The sequence below is a fragment of the Sphingomonas sp. genome (genome assembly GCF_965200105.1).
Classification (GTDB): domain Bacteria; phylum Pseudomonadota; class Alphaproteobacteria; order Sphingomonadales; family Sphingomonadaceae; genus Solisphingomonas.
This window is the reverse complement of record NZ_CBDATN010000002.1, coordinates 1,541,426-1,556,435: the sequence shown is the minus strand read 5'-3', so window position 1 is coordinate 1,556,435 and position 15,010 is coordinate 1,541,426. Positions and strand designations below refer to the sequence as shown.

13 protein-coding genes are annotated in these 15,010 nt (G+C 68.7%); 5 read left to right on the top strand and 8 right to left on the bottom strand.

Translation table 11 applies throughout. The features are described from left to right. Window position 1: 1 nt before the first annotated feature. From polA to ACOFKX_RS08870, 3 genes are all read right to left on the bottom strand, one after another. Window positions 2–2,767: a DNA polymerase I gene (gene polA, locus ACOFKX_RS08880; protein ID WP_419826642.1), complete on the bottom strand. Its 2,766-nt coding sequence runs from the start codon at window positions 2,765–2,767 to the stop codon at window positions 2–4. 89 nt (window positions 2,768–2,856) lie between these two features. Beyond that, a complete protein-coding gene (nadB, locus tag ACOFKX_RS08875; protein ID WP_419826641.1) occupies window positions 2,857–4,452 on the bottom strand; it encodes an L-aspartate oxidase in 1,596 nt (531 codons plus the stop codon). Continuing rightward, on the bottom strand, window positions 4,452–5,372 hold the full coding sequence (locus tag ACOFKX_RS08870; RefSeq protein WP_419826640.1) for an ABC transporter ATP-binding protein: 921 nt from the start codon (window positions 5,370–5,372) through the stop codon (window positions 4,452–4,454). Before ACOFKX_RS08870 ends, nadB begins: the two co-directional genes overlap by 1 nt. Window positions 5,373–5,450: 78 nt before the next feature. On the opposite strand from ACOFKX_RS08870, the gene ACOFKX_RS08865 reads away from it, so the two are divergent. The 4 genes from ACOFKX_RS08865 (at window position 5,451) to ACOFKX_RS08850 (ending at window position 9,097) form a co-directional block, all read left to right on the top strand. Next, entirely contained in the window at window positions 5,451–5,657 is a 207-nt protein-coding gene (locus ACOFKX_RS08865) for a zinc-finger domain-containing protein (protein WP_419826639.1), read from the top strand. 49 nt (window positions 5,658–5,706) lie between these two features. After that, complete coding sequence (tldD, locus tag ACOFKX_RS08860; RefSeq protein WP_419826638.1) at window positions 5,707–7,137, top strand: metalloprotease TldD; 1,431 nt, start codon at window positions 5,707–5,709, stop codon at window positions 7,135–7,137. Window positions 7,138–7,283: 146 nt separating this feature from the next. Then, window positions 7,284–7,622, top strand: a complete 339-nt coding sequence (locus ACOFKX_RS08855; protein ID WP_419826637.1) for a P-II family nitrogen regulator — start codon at window positions 7,284–7,286, stop codon at window positions 7,620–7,622. A gap of 20 nt (window positions 7,623–7,642) precedes the next feature. Beyond that, window positions 7,643–9,097 carry an ammonium transporter gene (locus tag ACOFKX_RS08850; protein WP_419826636.1) on the top strand — a complete coding sequence of 485 codons (1,455 nt, stop codon included), beginning with the start codon at window positions 7,643–7,645 and terminating at the stop codon, window positions 9,095–9,097. A gap of 251 nt (window positions 9,098–9,348) precedes the next feature. Here the strand turns inward: ACOFKX_RS08850 and ACOFKX_RS08845 are convergent, their stop codons facing one another. The 5 genes from ACOFKX_RS08845 to ACOFKX_RS08825 all read right to left on the bottom strand — a co-directional run bounded on the left by ACOFKX_RS08845 (window position 9,349) and on the right by ACOFKX_RS08825 (window position 14,367). Then, window positions 9,349–9,756 (bottom strand): TIGR01244 family sulfur transferase, encoded by a 408-nt coding sequence (locus tag ACOFKX_RS08845; RefSeq protein ID WP_419826635.1) that lies wholly within the window; start codon window positions 9,754–9,756, stop codon window positions 9,349–9,351. A 72-nt stretch (window positions 9,757–9,828) separates the two neighbouring features. Continuing rightward, window positions 9,829–11,949, bottom strand: a complete 2,121-nt coding sequence (locus tag ACOFKX_RS08840) for a sodium-translocating pyrophosphatase (RefSeq protein WP_419826634.1) — start codon at window positions 11,947–11,949, stop codon at window positions 9,829–9,831. Between the two features lie 118 nt (window positions 11,950–12,067). Continuing rightward, window positions 12,068–13,273, bottom strand: a complete 1,206-nt coding sequence (gene rlmN, locus ACOFKX_RS08835) for a 23S rRNA (adenine(2503)-C(2))-methyltransferase RlmN (RefSeq protein ID WP_419826633.1) — start codon at window positions 13,271–13,273, stop codon at window positions 12,068–12,070. Window positions 13,274–13,324: 51 nt separating this feature from the next. Next, entirely contained in the window at window positions 13,325–13,738 is a 414-nt protein-coding gene (locus ACOFKX_RS08830; protein WP_419826632.1) for a DUF3597 domain-containing protein, read from the bottom strand. Between the two features lie 59 nt (window positions 13,739–13,797). Next, window positions 13,798–14,367, bottom strand: a complete 570-nt coding sequence (locus ACOFKX_RS08825) for a hypothetical protein (RefSeq protein ID WP_419826631.1) — start codon at window positions 14,365–14,367, stop codon at window positions 13,798–13,800. Between the two features lies 1 nt (window position 14,368). Between ACOFKX_RS08825 and ACOFKX_RS08820 the strand changes: the two genes are divergently transcribed. Then, window positions 14,369–15,001 (top strand): outer membrane protein, encoded by a 633-nt coding sequence (locus tag ACOFKX_RS08820; protein WP_419826630.1) that lies wholly within the window; start codon window positions 14,369–14,371, stop codon window positions 14,999–15,001. Window positions 15,002–15,010: the final 9 nt, after the last annotated feature.

Below are 15,010 nucleotides of genomic sequence, written 5' to 3'. Positions count from 1 at the left end.
CTCAATGCGCCGCGCCCCAGCTTGGCCCGGTGCCGATCTCGACGCCGAGCGGCACCGACAGCGTCACGGCGGGTCCGGCGGCGGCTTCCATGACCTGGCGGATGACGGCGGAGGCCGCCTCTATGCGTCCCTCGGGCAGCTCGAACACCAGTTCGTCGTGGACCTGGAGGAGCATCTTCACGTCGGACAGTCCTTCAGCGGCCAGCGCCGGCCTCATCCGCACCATGGCCCGCTTGATGAGATCCGCCGACGTACCCTGAATCGGCGCGTTGATCGCCTGCCGCTCCGCGGCCTGCCGCTCGTTGGGTGTCTTGCCGCGGATGCCGGGCAGCCACGTCTTGCGGCCGAACAGCGTGGTGACGTGCCCGCGCTCGCGCACCAGCGCCACCGTATCGGCGATGTAGCGGCTGACTCCGGGATAGCGCTGGAAATAGCGATCGAGGATCTGCTGCGCCTCTTCGCGCGAGACCGACAGCCGCCCGGCCAGCCCGAACGCCGAGATGCCGTAGAGAATAGCGAAGTTGATCGTCTTTGCCTTGCCCCGCGTGTCGCGGTCCACCGTGCCGAACAGCTCCTGCGCGGTCAGGCTGTGGATGTCGTCGCCATTGGCGAAGGCGTCACGAAGCTGCGGCACGTCGGCCATGTGCGCGGCCAGCCTGAGCTCGATCTGCGAATAGTCGGCGGACAGGATGACGTTGCCCGGCGCCGCCACGAAGGCATCGCGGATGCGCCGCCCGAGTTCGGTGCGGATCGGGATGTTCTGGAGGTTGGGATCGGTGGACGACAGCCGCCCAGTCTGCGCGACGGCGAGGCTGAAGCTGGTGTGGACGCGGCCGGTCTCCGGGTTGATCTGCTCCTGCAGTGCGTCGGTATAGGTGGTCTTGAGCTTGGTGAGCTGCCGCCAGTCCAGCACCATGCGCGCGACCTCCACGCCGTCGCGGGCGAGGCGCTCCAGCTCGGTGACGTCAGTGGAATAGACGCCCGACTTGCCCTTGCGCCCGCCCTTCAGCCCCAGCCGCTCGAACAGCACCTCGCCGAGCTGCTTGGGGCTGCCGATGGTGAACGGCCCCTGCGCGGCCTCGTGGATCTCGCCTTCGAGCCGTTTGATCTCGATGTCGTAGGCGGCGGAAAGATCGGATAGCACGGCACGATCGACGAGGATGCCCTCGCGCTCCATCGCCGCGATCACCGGTACCAGAGGGCGATCGACCTGCTCGTACACGCGCGTCGCGCCTTCCGCCGAGAGCCGCGGCCGCAGGCGGCGCCACAGGCGCAGCGTCACGTCAGCGTCCTCGGCGGCGTAGTGGGTGGCCCGGTCCAGCGCGACGCGATCGAACGTTACCTGGTTCTTGCCGGCGCCGCACACGTCCTTGAAGGCGATGGTGGTGTGGGCGAGATGCGTCTTGCACAGATCGTCCATGCCATGGTTCTGCCGCCCGGCATCGAGATCGTAGCTGAGCAGCATCGTGTCGTCGCAACCGACGAGATCGACGTCTGCGCGCGCGAGCACCAGCATATCGAATTTGAGGTTCTGGCCGATCTTGAGGACGGCCGGGTCGGCGAGCAGCGGCTTCAGCTTCGTCAGCACGGTTTCGCGCGGGAGCTGGACGGGCAGCTCCGCGAACATGCCCTCGGCCTCGCCCTTGTGCCCGATGGGGATGTAGCAGGCGCGGCCCGGCGCGAGCGCGAGGCTGACGCCGACCAGCTCGGCGCGCATGGCATCGAGATGGTCGGTCTCGGTGTCGATCGCGACGTGGCCCTGCGCGGTCGCCTCCGCGATCCAGCGATCGAGCTGCTCCATCTTGACGACCGTTTCGTACTCCTCGTGGACGAAGGGCGGATCGTCGGGCATCGCGGCGGTGGGGACGGGCGCCTGCACCTCGATCGCTCCGAGCTTCGCGATCAGCGAGCGGAAGCCCATCTCCTCCAGGAAGGCACGCAGCGGATCGGGCGGGATGCCCTGAAGCGCGAGGCCGTCGAGCGGCTCGGGCAGCGGCCTGGTGCACTCCAGCTCGACGAGCCGGCGCGAGAGCCGCGCCATGTCGGCATGGTCGATCAGCGATTGACGCAGCTTGGGCTTCTTGATCGTCTCGGCCGCCGCCAGCACGCTCTCCAGGTCGCCATGCTCCTGGATGAGCTGGCTCGCCGTCTTGGGGCCGATGCCGGGGACGCCGGGCACGTTGTCGACGGTGTCGCCCATCAGCGCGAGCACGTCGCCGAGCAGCTTGGGCCCGACGCCGAACTTCTCGACGACGTACGCCTCGCCGATGCGGCGATCGTTCATCGTGTCGAGCATGTCGAGGCCTGGTCCGCCGTCCTTGGCGTCCTCGACCAGCTGCATCAGGTCCTTGTCGGAGGACACGATCGTCACCTGCCAGCCCTCGGCCAGCGCCGCCTTCGAATAGCAGGCGATGATGTCGTCCGCTTCCAGCCCCGCCTCCTCGATGCACGGCACGGAGAAGGCGCGCGTCGCGTCCCGGATCAGCGGGAACTGGGGAACGAGATCCTCGGGCGGGGGCGGGCGGTGGGCTTTGTACTGATCGTACATCTCGTTGCGGAACGTCTTCGACTCCTTGTCGAAGATCACGGCGAGGTGGCTCGGCCCTTCCGGACCGGAGAGATCCTGGATGAGCTTCCACAGCATGGTCGTGAAGCCGTACACAGCGCCCGCCGGCACGCCGTGCCGGTTGGTCAGCGGCGGGAGCCGGTGATAGGCGCGGAAGATGTAGCTCGATCCGTCGACGAGGTAGAGGTGGTTGGCGGCCATGTCCGCGATCTAGCAGCGCGCCGCCGCGATGGCGACAGGCCGGCCCGTTGCCGGTACGGTCAGGGAGCGAGCGCGGCCGCGAAGGGCAACTAGGGCACCAGCACCGTGTCGCGCGCGTCGGCCAGCGTCTCGAGAAAATCGAGCGTGTAGTGTAGGCCGCGACTCTCGCGGCGGGCGAGCGCGCAGCGGACGATGAGGTCGGCGACTTCGACGAGGTTGCGCAGCTCGATCAGGTCGGCGGTCACGCGGAACTCGCCGTAATAGTCCTCCACCTCGCGGCGGAGCATGCGGATGCGGTGCTGCGCGCGCTCCAGCCGCTTGGTGGTGCGCACGATGCCGACATAGTCCCACATGAAGCGGCGGATCTCGCGCCAGTTGTGCTGGACGATCACCTCCTCGTCCGAGTCCGTGACGCGGCTCTCGTCCCACGGGCGGATTGGCGGCGGCTCCGGCATCTCGTCGAAGTGACGGCCGACATGGCCTGCCGCCGCCTCGCCGAACACCAGGCATTCGAGCAGCGAGTTGGAGGCGAGGCGGTTGGCGCCGTGCAGGCCCGACTGGGTGCATTCGCCCGCCGCGTAGAGGCCGGGCAGGTCGGTGCGGCCCTTGAGGTCCACAATGATGCCGCCACAGGTATAATGCTGAGCCGGCACGACCGGAATCGGATCGGTGGTGATGTCGATGCCGAGCTCCAGAAGCTTGGCGTGGATCATCGGGAAGTGTCCGCGCACGAAGTCGGCCGGCATGTGGCTGATATTCAGATGGACATAGTCGAGCCCGAGCCGCTTGATCTCGTGATCGATCGCGCGCGCCACCACGTCGCGCGGCGCCAGCTCGGCACGCTCGTCGAAATCGGGCATGAAGCGGTGGCCGGCGCCCGGCACGCCCGGCGGCAGCTTGAGATGGCCGCCCTCGCCGCGCACCGCTTCGGTGACGAGGAAGTTCTTGACTTCCAGATTATAGAGGCAGGTCGGGTGGAACTGCATCATCTCCATGTTGGACACGCGCGCGCCCGCGCGCCACGCCATCGCGATGCCGTCGCCGGTCGCGCCGCGCGGGGCCGTCGAGTAGAGGTAGGCGCGGCCCGCGCCGCCGGTGGCGAGGATGGTGGCGCGGCCGGTGAACAGTTCCACCTGCCCGGTCGTGCGATCGAGCGCGTAGACGCCCCACACGCGTCCGTCGCCGAGATAGCGCTCGCCGTGACGAGAAGTCGCGAGATCGATCGCCGCCATTTCCGGGACCAGCGTGATGTTGGGGTGCCTGACCGCCGCCGTTTCCAGCGCGCGCTGCACGGCCTGGCCGGTGGCGTCGTGGACGTGGACGATTCGCCGGTGGCTGTGGCCGCCCTCGCGGGTCAGGTGCAGCGCGTTCCCCTCGGCGTCGAACGGCACGCCGAGCTCGATCAGCTTGGCGATCGCGGCAGGCGCCTCTTCGATCACGAACTCGACGGTGCGTCGATCGTTGAGGCCGGCGCCGGCGACTATTGTATCTTCGACATGCGCCTCAAAGCTGTCGCCTTCCTCCAGCACCGCCGCGATGCCGCCCTGCGCCCAGGCGGTGGAGCCTTCGGACAGCCCGCCCTTGGCGAGCACCGCGACGCGGAAGCGCGTCGCCAGCGTCAGCGCGGCGGTGAGCCCGGCGGCGCCCGATCCGACGATGACGACGTCGTAGGCGCGGGCGGCCATCAGGCGGCCTGGCGGGTGAGGCTCAGGAAGACGTCTTCCAGGTCCGCCTCGCGCGTCGAGACGTCGACCACGCCCAGGCCGGCCGCGGAAAGCGCGCCGAGCACGTCGCCGGCATGGACGTCGACCTTGTCATAGGTGATCGCCACCGTCCGATCACCCTTCAGCTCCACCTTCTGAAAACAGGAGGCGGAGGGTGGTCCGTCGAGGTCGCGATCCACCGTCACCTCGACGATCTTCTCGCGGGCCTTGGCGAGCAGCACCGAAGTGGGCTCATTGGCGATGAGCCGGCCATGATTGATGATCGCGATGCGGTCGCAGAGCTCCTGCGCCTCTTCAAGATAGTGGGTCGTCAGCACCACCGTGGTGCCCGCCGCGTTGAGCTCGCGCACATAGGTCCAGAGCTGCTGGCGAAGCTCGATGTCGACGCCGGCGGTCGGCTCGTCGAGCACTAATACCGGCGGCTGGTGGACGAGCGCCTTGGCGACGAGCAGCCGCCGCTTCATGCCGCCTGACAGCGTGCGCGCGTATGCGTCGGCCTTGTCTTCCAGGTGGACGGCGCGGAGCAACTCCAACGTGCGGCGCTCTGCGACTGGGACGCCCCATAGGCCCGCCTGGATGTTCAGCGCCTCGGCGGGCGTGAAGAAGGGATCGAACAGGATTTCCTGCGGCACGATGCCGATCGAACGCTTGGCGTTTCGGGGATGCTCGTCGATGTCGAAGCCCCAGATCGCGGCGTGTCCCGCCGTCTTGCGCACCATGCCCGAGAGGATGTTGATGAGCGTCGACTTGCCCGCGCCGTTGGGGCCGAGCAGCCCGAACACCGATCCGCGCGGCACCTGAAAGGTGACGCCGTCGAGCGCGCGCTTCCCTCCTTGGTAGACCTTCTCCAGAGCCTCAATATCGATCGCCGCCTGCATCATGGCGTGCGGGATAGCGGCTCGGGCGCGGTGGTGCCATGGCCGATTGCCTGTATGGGCCGGCCTTGCTACGCGGCGCACGTGTCCAGCGCGCCGCCAGAGATCATCCGTGTCCCCAATCGCCGGGTGGTGTGCGACGGCGCGACCGATCTTGCTGCCGGCGCGGCGCTCGGGCATCCGCGCGTATGGCTGGAAATCGACGAGACGGGCGCCGTCGACTGCGGATACTGCGATCGCCGTTTCGTGTTGATCGGCGGCCCAGCCGACGGCGGCGATCAGGCATCCTGATTGCCGGCGTGGAGGTGGCGCGACGCGGGCATGCGCCTATATCGCTGACATGGCGACGCTCTCCGATCCCCGATCCTTCCTCTATCGTGACGGCTTCGATCCCGATGCCGCCGTCCGGCTTGCGGGCGAGGCGCTGGGCCGCTGCGACGATGGCGAGCTTTACCTCCAGCACGCCGTGTCGGAGAGCTTCGGCTTCGACGACGGCCGGCTGAAGACCGCGGACTTCACGACGCAGGGCGGCTTCGGGCTGCGCGGCGTGTCGGGCGAGACAACGGCTTTCGCGCACGCCAACGAGATCAGCGAGGCCGCGATCCGCCGCGCGTCGGAGACGATGCGGCTGCTCGATCCGGCGAGCGCAGGGCCGGCGCCGGCGCCCAAGCGCACCAACCGCCACCTCTACACCGACGCCGATCCGCTCGGCCTGGTGCCGTTCGCCCGCAAGGTCGATCTTTGTCAGCAGATCGATGCGCTCGCGCGTGCGCGCGATCCGCGCGTGGCGCAGGTGTCGGTCGGCCTGTCGGGAAGCTGGTCGGTGGTCGAGATCGTGAGACCTGACGGCTTCATCGCCACCGACGTGCGCCCGCTTGTCCGGCTCAACGTCTCGATCGTCGCGGAGCAGAACGGCCGACGGGAGACCGGCTCCTACGGGCTCGGCGGCCGCTACCTTTATGACCGGCTGTTCGAGCGCGTGACGTGGGATCGTGCCATCGACGAAGCGCTCGCGCAGGCGCTCGTCAATCTCGAAGCAGTCGCCGCGCCGGCGGGCGAGATGACGGTGGTGTGCGGCCCCGGCTGGCCGGGCGTGCTGCTTCACGAGGCGATCGGGCACGGGTTGGAGGGGGATTTCAATCGCAAGGGATCGTCGGCGTTCGCGGGCCGGATCGGCGATCGCGTCGCAGCGTCGGGCGTTACCGTCGTGGACGACGGGTCGATCAAGGGTCGCCGTGGCTCGCTTTCCATCGACGACGAGGGCACGCCCACGCAGCGCAACGTGCTGATCGAGGACGGCATCCTCACGGGCTACATCCAGGACCGGCTGAACGCGCGGCTGATGGGCGTCGAGCCCACCGGCAACGGCCGGCGCGAGAGCTTCGCTCACGCGCCAATGCCGCGCATGACCAATACCTTCATGCTCGGCGGCCACGACGATCCGCAGGAGATCATCGAGCGCGCGCGCGACGGCATCTTCGCCAAGAGCTTCGGCGGCGGGCAGGTGGATATCACCAGCGGCAAGTTCGTCTTCACCTGCACCGAGGCTTACCGCATCGAGAACGGAAAGCTCGGTGCGCCGATCAAGGGCGCGACGCTGATCGGCGACGGTCCGTCGGTGCTCACCCGCGTGAAGGCGATCGGCAACGATATGGCGCTCGACGAGGGCGTCGGCATCTGCGGCAAGGGTGGGCAATCCGTGCCGGCCGGCGTCGGCCAGCCGACGCTGCTCATCGATCGGCTAACGGTGGGCGGCACCGCCGCCGCGTGACTCCTGCTGCCTGAAAAGCAGGCAGACCTTCATCATTGCTTAACAAGCGGGCGGCGTTCCTGCCGGAGTCCGCCGCGCCGCCCTCGTGCCGGCATTTGGCACGCAGGTTGCAAATCTCTCAGCCGGGGAAGCGGTAGGGAGGCGGCATGAAACTCGTCATCGCGATCATCAAGCCATTCAAGCTCGACGAGGTGCGCGAGGCGCTGTCCGGCGTGGGCGTGACCGGGATGACCGTCACCGAGGTCAAGGGCTTCGGCCGCCAGAAGGGGCAGACCGAGATCTACCGGGGTGCCGAATACTCGACCAACATGGTGCCCAAGATCAAGGTGGAGGTCGCCTGTTCGGAGGGTGCGGTGGCGAGCGTCGTGGAGGCGATCCAGCAAGCCGCCAACACCGGCGCGATCGGCGACGGCAAGATCTTCGTGCTCGATCTCGGCCAGGCGGTGCGCATCCGCACCGGCGAGACCGACGACACCGCGCTGTGACAGCAACAAGGGGGCAATCGATGAAGCGATCGACCGCGCTAGGCCTCGGCCTGGCGACATTGGCGGGAGGGCTGCTGATCGCAGCACCCGCGCTGGCACAGACGCCGGGGGGCGCGGTGGCGGGGCAGGTGCCCGCTGCCACCGTCGACAAGGGCGATACCGCGTGGATGCTCGTCTCCACGTTGCTGGTGCTGATGATGTCGGTGCCGGGGCTGGCGCTGTTCTATGGCGGCTTGGTGCGCACCAAGAACATGCTGAGCGTGCTGACCCAGACGCTGATGATCGTGTGCATGGCGTCTTTGCTGTGGATCACGTTCGGCTACTCGGTGGCGTTCACCGGCGGCAACGCCTTTTTCGGCGGCTTCTCCAAAGCATTGCTGATGGGTGTCGACGCCAACAGCCAGGCGGCGACCTTCTCCAACGGCGTCTACATCCCCGAATATGCGTACATCTGTTTCCAGATGACGTTCGCGTGCATCACGCCCGCGCTGTTCATCGGATCGGTGGCGGAGCGGGTGCGCTTCTCGCCGCTGATGCTGTTCACCGCGCTGTGGCTGACGCTGGTGTATTTCCCGATGGCGCACATGGTGTGGTACTGGGGCGGCCCGGATGCGATCGCCAACGCCGCGATCAAGGGCGCCGACGCGCTCGCCGCGCAGAACCTGGATGCGGGCTACCTCTTCCAGAAGGGTGCGCTCGATTTCGCGGGCGGCACCGTGGTCCACATCAACGCTGGCATCGCGGGCCTGATGATGTGCATCCTGCTCGGCCGGCGCGTGGGCTTCCCCAAGGAGCCGATGCCGCCGCACTCGCTGACCATGACGATGATCGGCGCCTCGCTGCTGTGGGTGGGCTGGTTCGGCTTCAACGCCGGCTCCAACCTTGAGTCGAACGGCGTGACGGCGGTAGCCTTCATCAACACCTTCGTCGCCACGGCGGCGGCGGGCCTCTCCTGGCTGCTCGTCGAGCAGGCGGTGCGCGGCAAGCCCTCGCTGCTCGGCGCCGCCTCAGGCGTGGTCGCCGGCCTCGTCGCGGTGACGCCGGCGGCGGGTTACGCCGGGCCGATGGGCTCGGTGGTGCTGGGGCTCCTCGTCTCGCCGATCTGCTTCTTCTTCGTCTCCACGGTGAAGCAGAAGTTCGGCTACGACGACTCGCTCGACGTGTTCGGCGTCCACTGCATCGGCGGTATCACCGGCGCGCTGATGACGGGCATCCTCGACGCGCCCTATCTCGGCGGGCAGGGCATCGCGGACTATGCGTCCAAGCCTGGCACGCTGCAGGCGGGCACCTACGACATGCTGGGACAGCTGTGGATCCAGCTCCAGGGCGTGATCCTGACGCTGACCTGGTCGTCGATCGGCGCCACCATCCTCTTCCTCATCATCGACAAGACCTGGGGCATGCGCGTGCCGGTCGAGATCGAGCATGAGGGCCTCGACATCGCCGAGCATGGCGAGCGGGCCTATCACTACTGACGAGCTTCCTCCTGCGAAGACCTGGCCGGCGGGGAAACCCGCCGGTCTTTTTTGTCCTACTGCAGGAGGTCCTGGCCGAGTATCATAAGACGCGGACAGTGCAGGCTCGGAGGCGGCGCCGGGTATCCGCCGACACGCCCGTAGAGGCGACCACAGCCTTGGCCGAGTTGGCTACCCACCCCGATGAGTAACGCCAATGCCAGCGCGAAGGCGATGAGGCTTAATCTCCGCCAGTGCATCGTAAGACTCGTTTACCCGATCGACGCCAACAGCCCGCGCACGTCGTAGCCCGCGTTACCCGCGTTCGCCGCGATCTCGCCCTTGTCGCCGCCGTCGAGCGCGCGCGTCGCCGCCCACAGGTTGGTCGAGCGCGTGCCCGAGCGGCAATAGGCTAGCGTCGGGCCGGGCTTCGCCAGCGCCGCGCGCGTCGCCTCCACCTGCGCCATTGAAAGGCCGGCGTGATCGACCGGGATGGCGACATACTCCAGCCCCGCCGCCCGCGCCGCCGCCTCGATCTCGGCTCCGGTCGGCTGGCCGGGCTCCTCACCGTCGGGGCGGTTGTTGACAATGGTGCGGATGCCGAGCCGCGCGGCCTCCGCGACGTCCTCTGGTGTGATCTGGCCGGCGACGAACAGCGTCTCGTCGATCGTGCGGAACATGGGGCCCCTCCGGAAATGACGAGGCCGGACTGCGCGGGGCGGCCCGGCCAAGTCAAGCCAGGGCGGTAGAGCCTACCCCGCCGAGTGGCCCGCGAGTGCGGCGAGCAGGAGCAGCGCCACGATGTTGGTGATCTTGATCATCGGGTTTACCGCCGGCCCAGCGGTGTCCTTGTAGGGATCGCCGACCGTGTCGCCGGTCACCGCAGCCTTGTGCGCGTCCGATCCCTTGCCGCCGTAATTGCCGTCCTCGATGTACTTCTTCGCATTGTCCCAGGCGCCGCCGCCGCTGGTCATCGAGATCGCGACGAACAGCCCCGAGACGATCACGCCGAGCAGCAGCGCGCCCAGCGCCGCGAACGCGTCCTGCACGCCGGCGACGAGGCGGATCACGAAGAACACCACTATCGGCGTCAGCACCGGCAGCAGCGAGGGCACGATCATCTCGCGAATCGCCGCGCGCGTCACGAGATCGACGGTGCGCGCGTAGTTCGGCCGCGCCGTCCCCTGCATGATGCCGGGATTGTCGCGGAACTGCGCGCGCACCTCCTCGACCACCGCTCCGGCCGCGCGGCCCACCGCCGTCATCCCGAACGCGCCGAACAGGTAGGGGAGCAGCGCGCCCAGCAGCAGCCCGACGATCACGTACGGGTTGCCCAGCGTGAAATCGACCTGCAGATCGGGGAAGAAAGTGCGCAGATCGGTGGTGTAGGCACCGAACAGCACCAGCGCAGCGAGCCCGGCCGAGCCGATCGCGTAGCCCTTGGTCACCGCCTTGGTGGTGTTGCCCACCGCGTCGAGCGCGTCCGTGCGTTCGCGCACGTCCGGCTCCAGCCCCGCCATTTCGGCGATGCCGCCGGCATTGTCGGTCACGGGGCCGTAGGCGTCGAGCGCGACGACCATGCCTGCTAGCGCCAGCATCGCGGTGGCGGCAAAGGCGATGCCGATCAGGCCGGCGAGCTGGAAGGCGACGATCACCGCCACGACGATCGCCAGCGTTGGCAGCGCGGTCGCCTCCAGGCTGACGGCGAGGCCCTGGATGACGTTGGTGCCGTGGCCGGTGACGGAGGCGAGCGCGATCGACTTCACCGGGCGGTAGTTGGTGCCGGTATAATATTCGGTGATCCACACCAGCGCGCCGGTGAGTGCCAAGCCCACCACCATGCACGCGAAGATCGCGTTGCCGGTGACGGCCGCGCCCGGCAGGATCGGACCTGAGATGTCGCCCAGCACCCAGTCCGTCACCAGCCACAGCGCCGGCACGGCGAGGAGCGCCGACGTCCAGAAGCCCTTGTATAGCGCGCCCATGATCGAGCCCGAGCCCAGCCTGACCATGTAGGTGCCGATGATCGAGGTAACGATGCACGCTCCGCCAATCGCCAGCGGCAGCGCCATCAACCGCAGCGTCGCCTCGCCGCCGGCGAGCCCACCCGCGCCGGCGGCGAGCGCAATCGACACCATCGTCACGCCCAGCGTCACCACATAGGTCTCGAACAGGTCGGCGGCCATGCCCGCGCAGTCGCCGACATTGTCGCCGACATTGTCGGCGATGACGGCGGGATTGCGGGGATCGTCCTCGGGGATACCGGCCTCCACCTTGCCGACGAGATCCGCGCCTACGTCCGCCGCCTTGGTGAAGATGCCGCCGCCGAGACGCGCGAAGATCGAGATCAGCGACGCGCCGAAGGAGAGCGCGACCAGACCGTCGACCACTGTGCGGTCCGCCGGATCGCCGGGCACGTGGTGACCCGGACCGACGAGATACCAGAAGAAGATCGAGATCGCGAGCAGGCCGAGGCCGGCTACCAGCATGCCGGTGACAGCGCCCGATCGGAAGGCGGCGGTGAGCCCGCCCTGCAGCGATCCGCGCGCGGCCTCGGCGGTGCGGACGTTGGCACGCACCGAGATGTTCATGCCGATATAGCCGGTGACGCCCGACAGCACCGCGCCGAGCACGAAGCCCGCCGCCGAGACGGCGCCGAGGGCGAAGAAGACGATGACCGCGACGACCACGCCGACGATGCCGATGGTGCGGTATTGCCGGCCGAGATAGGCGCCCGCGCCCTCCTGAATGGCACCGGCGATCTCGATCATCCGGGCGTTGCCGGCGGGGAGCGCCAACACCTGCCGGCTGGTGAAGAGCCCGTACAATACGGCCAGCAATCCGCACGCGATGGCGGCGTAGACGACGATCATCGGCAATCCCTCCAGTGCGCCTCCGGACAATGCGCGGCGCCCCGTTTGCCAGGGTCGTCCGCGCGGGAGACCTGTGGATAAGACGCCGTAAGGCGCGGCTTGGCAAGCCGTTACGGGATCAGCCGAGCGCCGCCTGCTTGTCCGCCGCGATGCGATCGAGTTCGGCGCGGCTCTTCTTCTCGGCCGCGGACTTGAGCTGCCCGCACGCCGCCATGATGTCGCGGCCGCGCGGCTGGCGCACCGGCGCCGAGATGCCCGCCTCGAACACGATGTTGGAGAAGGCGCGCACCCGATCCGGCGGCGAGCAGGCGTAGGCGGCGCCCGGCCAGGGATTGAACGGGATCAGGTTCACCTTGGCCGGTAGCTTGTAGGCGCGCAGCAGCCGCACCAGTTCGCGCGCGTCAGCGTCGCTGTCGTTCACGCCGTCGAGCATCACATATTCGAAGGTGATCCGGCGCGCGTTGTTGGCGCGCGGATAGGCGGCGCAGGCGGCGAGCAGCTCGTCGATGCCATATTTGCGGTTCAACGGCACCAGCTCGTCGCGCACCTCCTTGGTGACGGCGTGGAGCGAAATGGCGAGGTTGACGCCGATCTCTTCGCCCGCGCGCGCGATCATCGGCACCACGCCCGAGGTGCTGAGCGTGATCCGCCGGCGCGAGAGGCCGAGCCCGTCGCCATCCATCACGATCCGCATGGCGTCGCGCACCGCATCGAAATTGTAGAGCGGCTCGCCCATCCCCATCAGCACGATGTTGGTGAGCATGCGCCCCTCGGGCTGCGACGGCCACTCGCCCAGCGCGTCGCGCGCCAGCATCACCTGGCCGACGATCTCGCCCGCCGTCAGGTTGCGGACCAAGCGCATCGTGCCGGTGTGGCAGAAGGAGCAGTTGAGCGTGCAGCCGACCTGGCTCGAAACGCACAGCGTTCCCCGGTCGGCATCGGGGATGAACACCATCTCGTAATCATGGCTGTCGGGCGAGCGGAGCAGCCACTTGCGCGTGCCGTCGGTCGAGACCTGCGCCGTCACCACCTCCGGCCGCGCGACTACGAAGCGTTCGGCCAGCCAGGGGTGCTGCGCCTTGGCGATGTCGGTCATGCCGGCGAAGTCGGTGGCGCCCCGATTGTAAATCCAGTGCCAGAGCTGCTTGGCGCGCAGCTTCGCCTGCCTGGGCTCCAAGCCGGCGGCGGCGAGCGCCTCGCGCACCGCGTCCCGCGACAGGCCGACGAGATCGACGCGCGCATCCTCGCGCACCGGCGCGGCGCGGGGCACGGGCACGGGATCGATCGCGCCCGGGATCGGCATCAGAGCGTCGGCGTCGGACATGGCCGCCACATAGGCGACCATGTCCGCCCGCACCAGCTTGGGCGGCCCGCGTCAGTCCTTCAGGCCGGCGGGCACCTTGCCGCCATTCTCGGCGAGCTTGCGCATCACCGCCTTGTGGAGCGCGATATTCTCCTCGGCGCTGCCGTCCGCGCCCGCGTGCACGCCGAGCTCGTCGGCGAGTCCCTTGCGCGCCTGGAGGCTTGAATCCAGATCGAGCAGCTTGAGCAGGTCGACGATCGAGGTGCGCCAGTTGCCGCCGCCGCCCTTCTGCCCGGCCATCTCGCTCAGCACCGCCTCGACGTCGACGGGAGCCTGCGGTGTTGCCTGCTGCGGGGCGGGCTGCGCCGCCTGCGGGGGCGGGACGGCGGTGGGCGTCGCGGCGGGCGCGGGAGCCGCCGGGGCGGGGGCAGGCTTCGCCGCGCCGTGGTGGAAGATCTTCTGCATGATCGTGCCGAACAGGCTCATCGCTTGATCCTTTCGTGGAGCGCGTGCCAAACGCCGTACCGTCGCGTTCGGGTGCGCGATCAGCGCCCCGGCGGACAGGCGAGCATCGCGGCGTCGATCGCGCTCGCGGCGCCGCGCAGCCGGTAGACGTCGGCATAGGCATGGCCGCGGGGCGACACGGTCGAGACGCTCATCGAGCTGCCGGATCGCATTGCCGCGACGATCTCGGCGTCCTGCCGGCGATCGCGTGCCCAGGCGGTGCGTGCGTCGGCGACGATCGCGAAGCCGCTGTCGCCGATCGTTAGCGTGACGGGCGCGCCGCGACGATGGCCGTGGCTTAGAAGCGCGGAGACTTGGGCGCGAACGCGTCGATTGGGCCAGCTCGTCACCGCGACGTAAGCGGGCGCGGGGTCGGCGACGGTGCCGGGCGGCGGCGCCGCCATCGCGAAGCAGCGGCCCGGCGCCTCGTCGCTGAACGCCCCCCAGTCGCGGAACATGGCGATCGCCGCGCGCTTCGCGGTCAGCGGCCCGGCCGTGGCAAGCAGGAGGAGCGCCGCGGCGGCATGGTTTACGCGGCGTTTACCAATCCGCGCGCAATCCGATCCCGTCCCGCCGCCCCAGATCGACCGGCGGCGCCAGAGGGAGTTCAATATGCCACGTCTCGTTGCCATCCTCGCCCTTCCGCTCGCGTTCGCGGCCGTACCCGCCGCCGCGCAATATGGCGGCTCCTACGGCCCGCCTGCCGGCGCGCCACCCGTCAACTACGGCCCCGCGCCGGTCAACGCGCCGTTCACCGGCCTGCGCGTCGAGGGGCTGGTCGGCTGGGATCGCTTCCAGAACCATGGTCACTCCAACGGCGTCGCCTACGGTGTCGCGGCCGGCTACGACGTCCAGTATCGTCGCGCCATCGTCGGCGTGGAGGGTGAGTTTTCCGACAGCAACCAGAAGCAGTGCGAAGGCGCCCAGACCGCGATTGATCCCGAGATCTGCGCCAAGCTCGGCCGCGACTTCTATGCCGGTGGCCGCGTCGGCGTGGCGGTGATGCCGAATGCGATGGTCTACGGCAAGGCCGGCTACACCAACGAGCGCGTCCGCGTCACCTACGACGACGGCACGTTTCGCGATCGCGCGCATGCCGATCTCGACGGCGTGCGGGTGGGCGCGGGCGTCGAGTACCAGCTCTTCTCCAACGCCTACGCCAAAGCCGAGTATCGCTACTCGAACTACGAGCAGGGCTTCAGCCGCAACCAGGTGGTCGGCGGCTTCGGCGTCCGCTTCCGGTGACGGCGAGGG

Coding starts and splice junctions, on each gene's coding strand:
- polA (WP_419826642.1), bottom strand. CDS start 2,767: ATGGCCGCCAACCACCTCTACCTCGTCGACGGATCGAGCTACATCTTC.
- nadB (WP_419826641.1), bottom strand. CDS start 4,452: ATGGCCGCCCGCGCCTACGACGTCGTCATCGTCGGATCGGGCGCCGCC.
- ACOFKX_RS08870 (WP_419826640.1), bottom strand. CDS start 5,372: ATGATGCAGGCGGCGATCGATATTGAGGCTCTGGAGAAGGTCTACCAA.
- tldD (WP_419826638.1), top strand. CDS start 5,707: ATGGCGACGCTCTCCGATCCCCGATCCTTCCTCTATCGTGACGGCTTC.
- ACOFKX_RS08855 (WP_419826637.1), top strand. CDS start 7,284: ATGAAACTCGTCATCGCGATCATCAAGCCATTCAAGCTCGACGAGGTG.
- ACOFKX_RS08850 (WP_419826636.1), top strand. CDS start 7,643: ATGAAGCGATCGACCGCGCTAGGCCTCGGCCTGGCGACATTGGCGGGA.
- ACOFKX_RS08845 (WP_419826635.1), bottom strand. CDS start 9,756: ATGTTCCGCACGATCGACGAGACGCTGTTCGTCGCCGGCCAGATCACA.
- ACOFKX_RS08840 (WP_419826634.1), bottom strand. CDS start 11,949: ATGATCGTCGTCTACGCCGCCATCGCGTGCGGATTGCTGGCCGTATTG.
- rlmN (WP_419826633.1), bottom strand. CDS start 13,273: ATGTCCGACGCCGACGCTCTGATGCCGATCCCGGGCGCGATCGATCCC.
- ACOFKX_RS08830 (WP_419826632.1), bottom strand. CDS start 13,738: ATGAGCCTGTTCGGCACGATCATGCAGAAGATCTTCCACCACGGCGCG.
- ACOFKX_RS08820 (WP_419826630.1), top strand. CDS start 14,369: ATGCCACGTCTCGTTGCCATCCTCGCCCTTCCGCTCGCGTTCGCGGCC.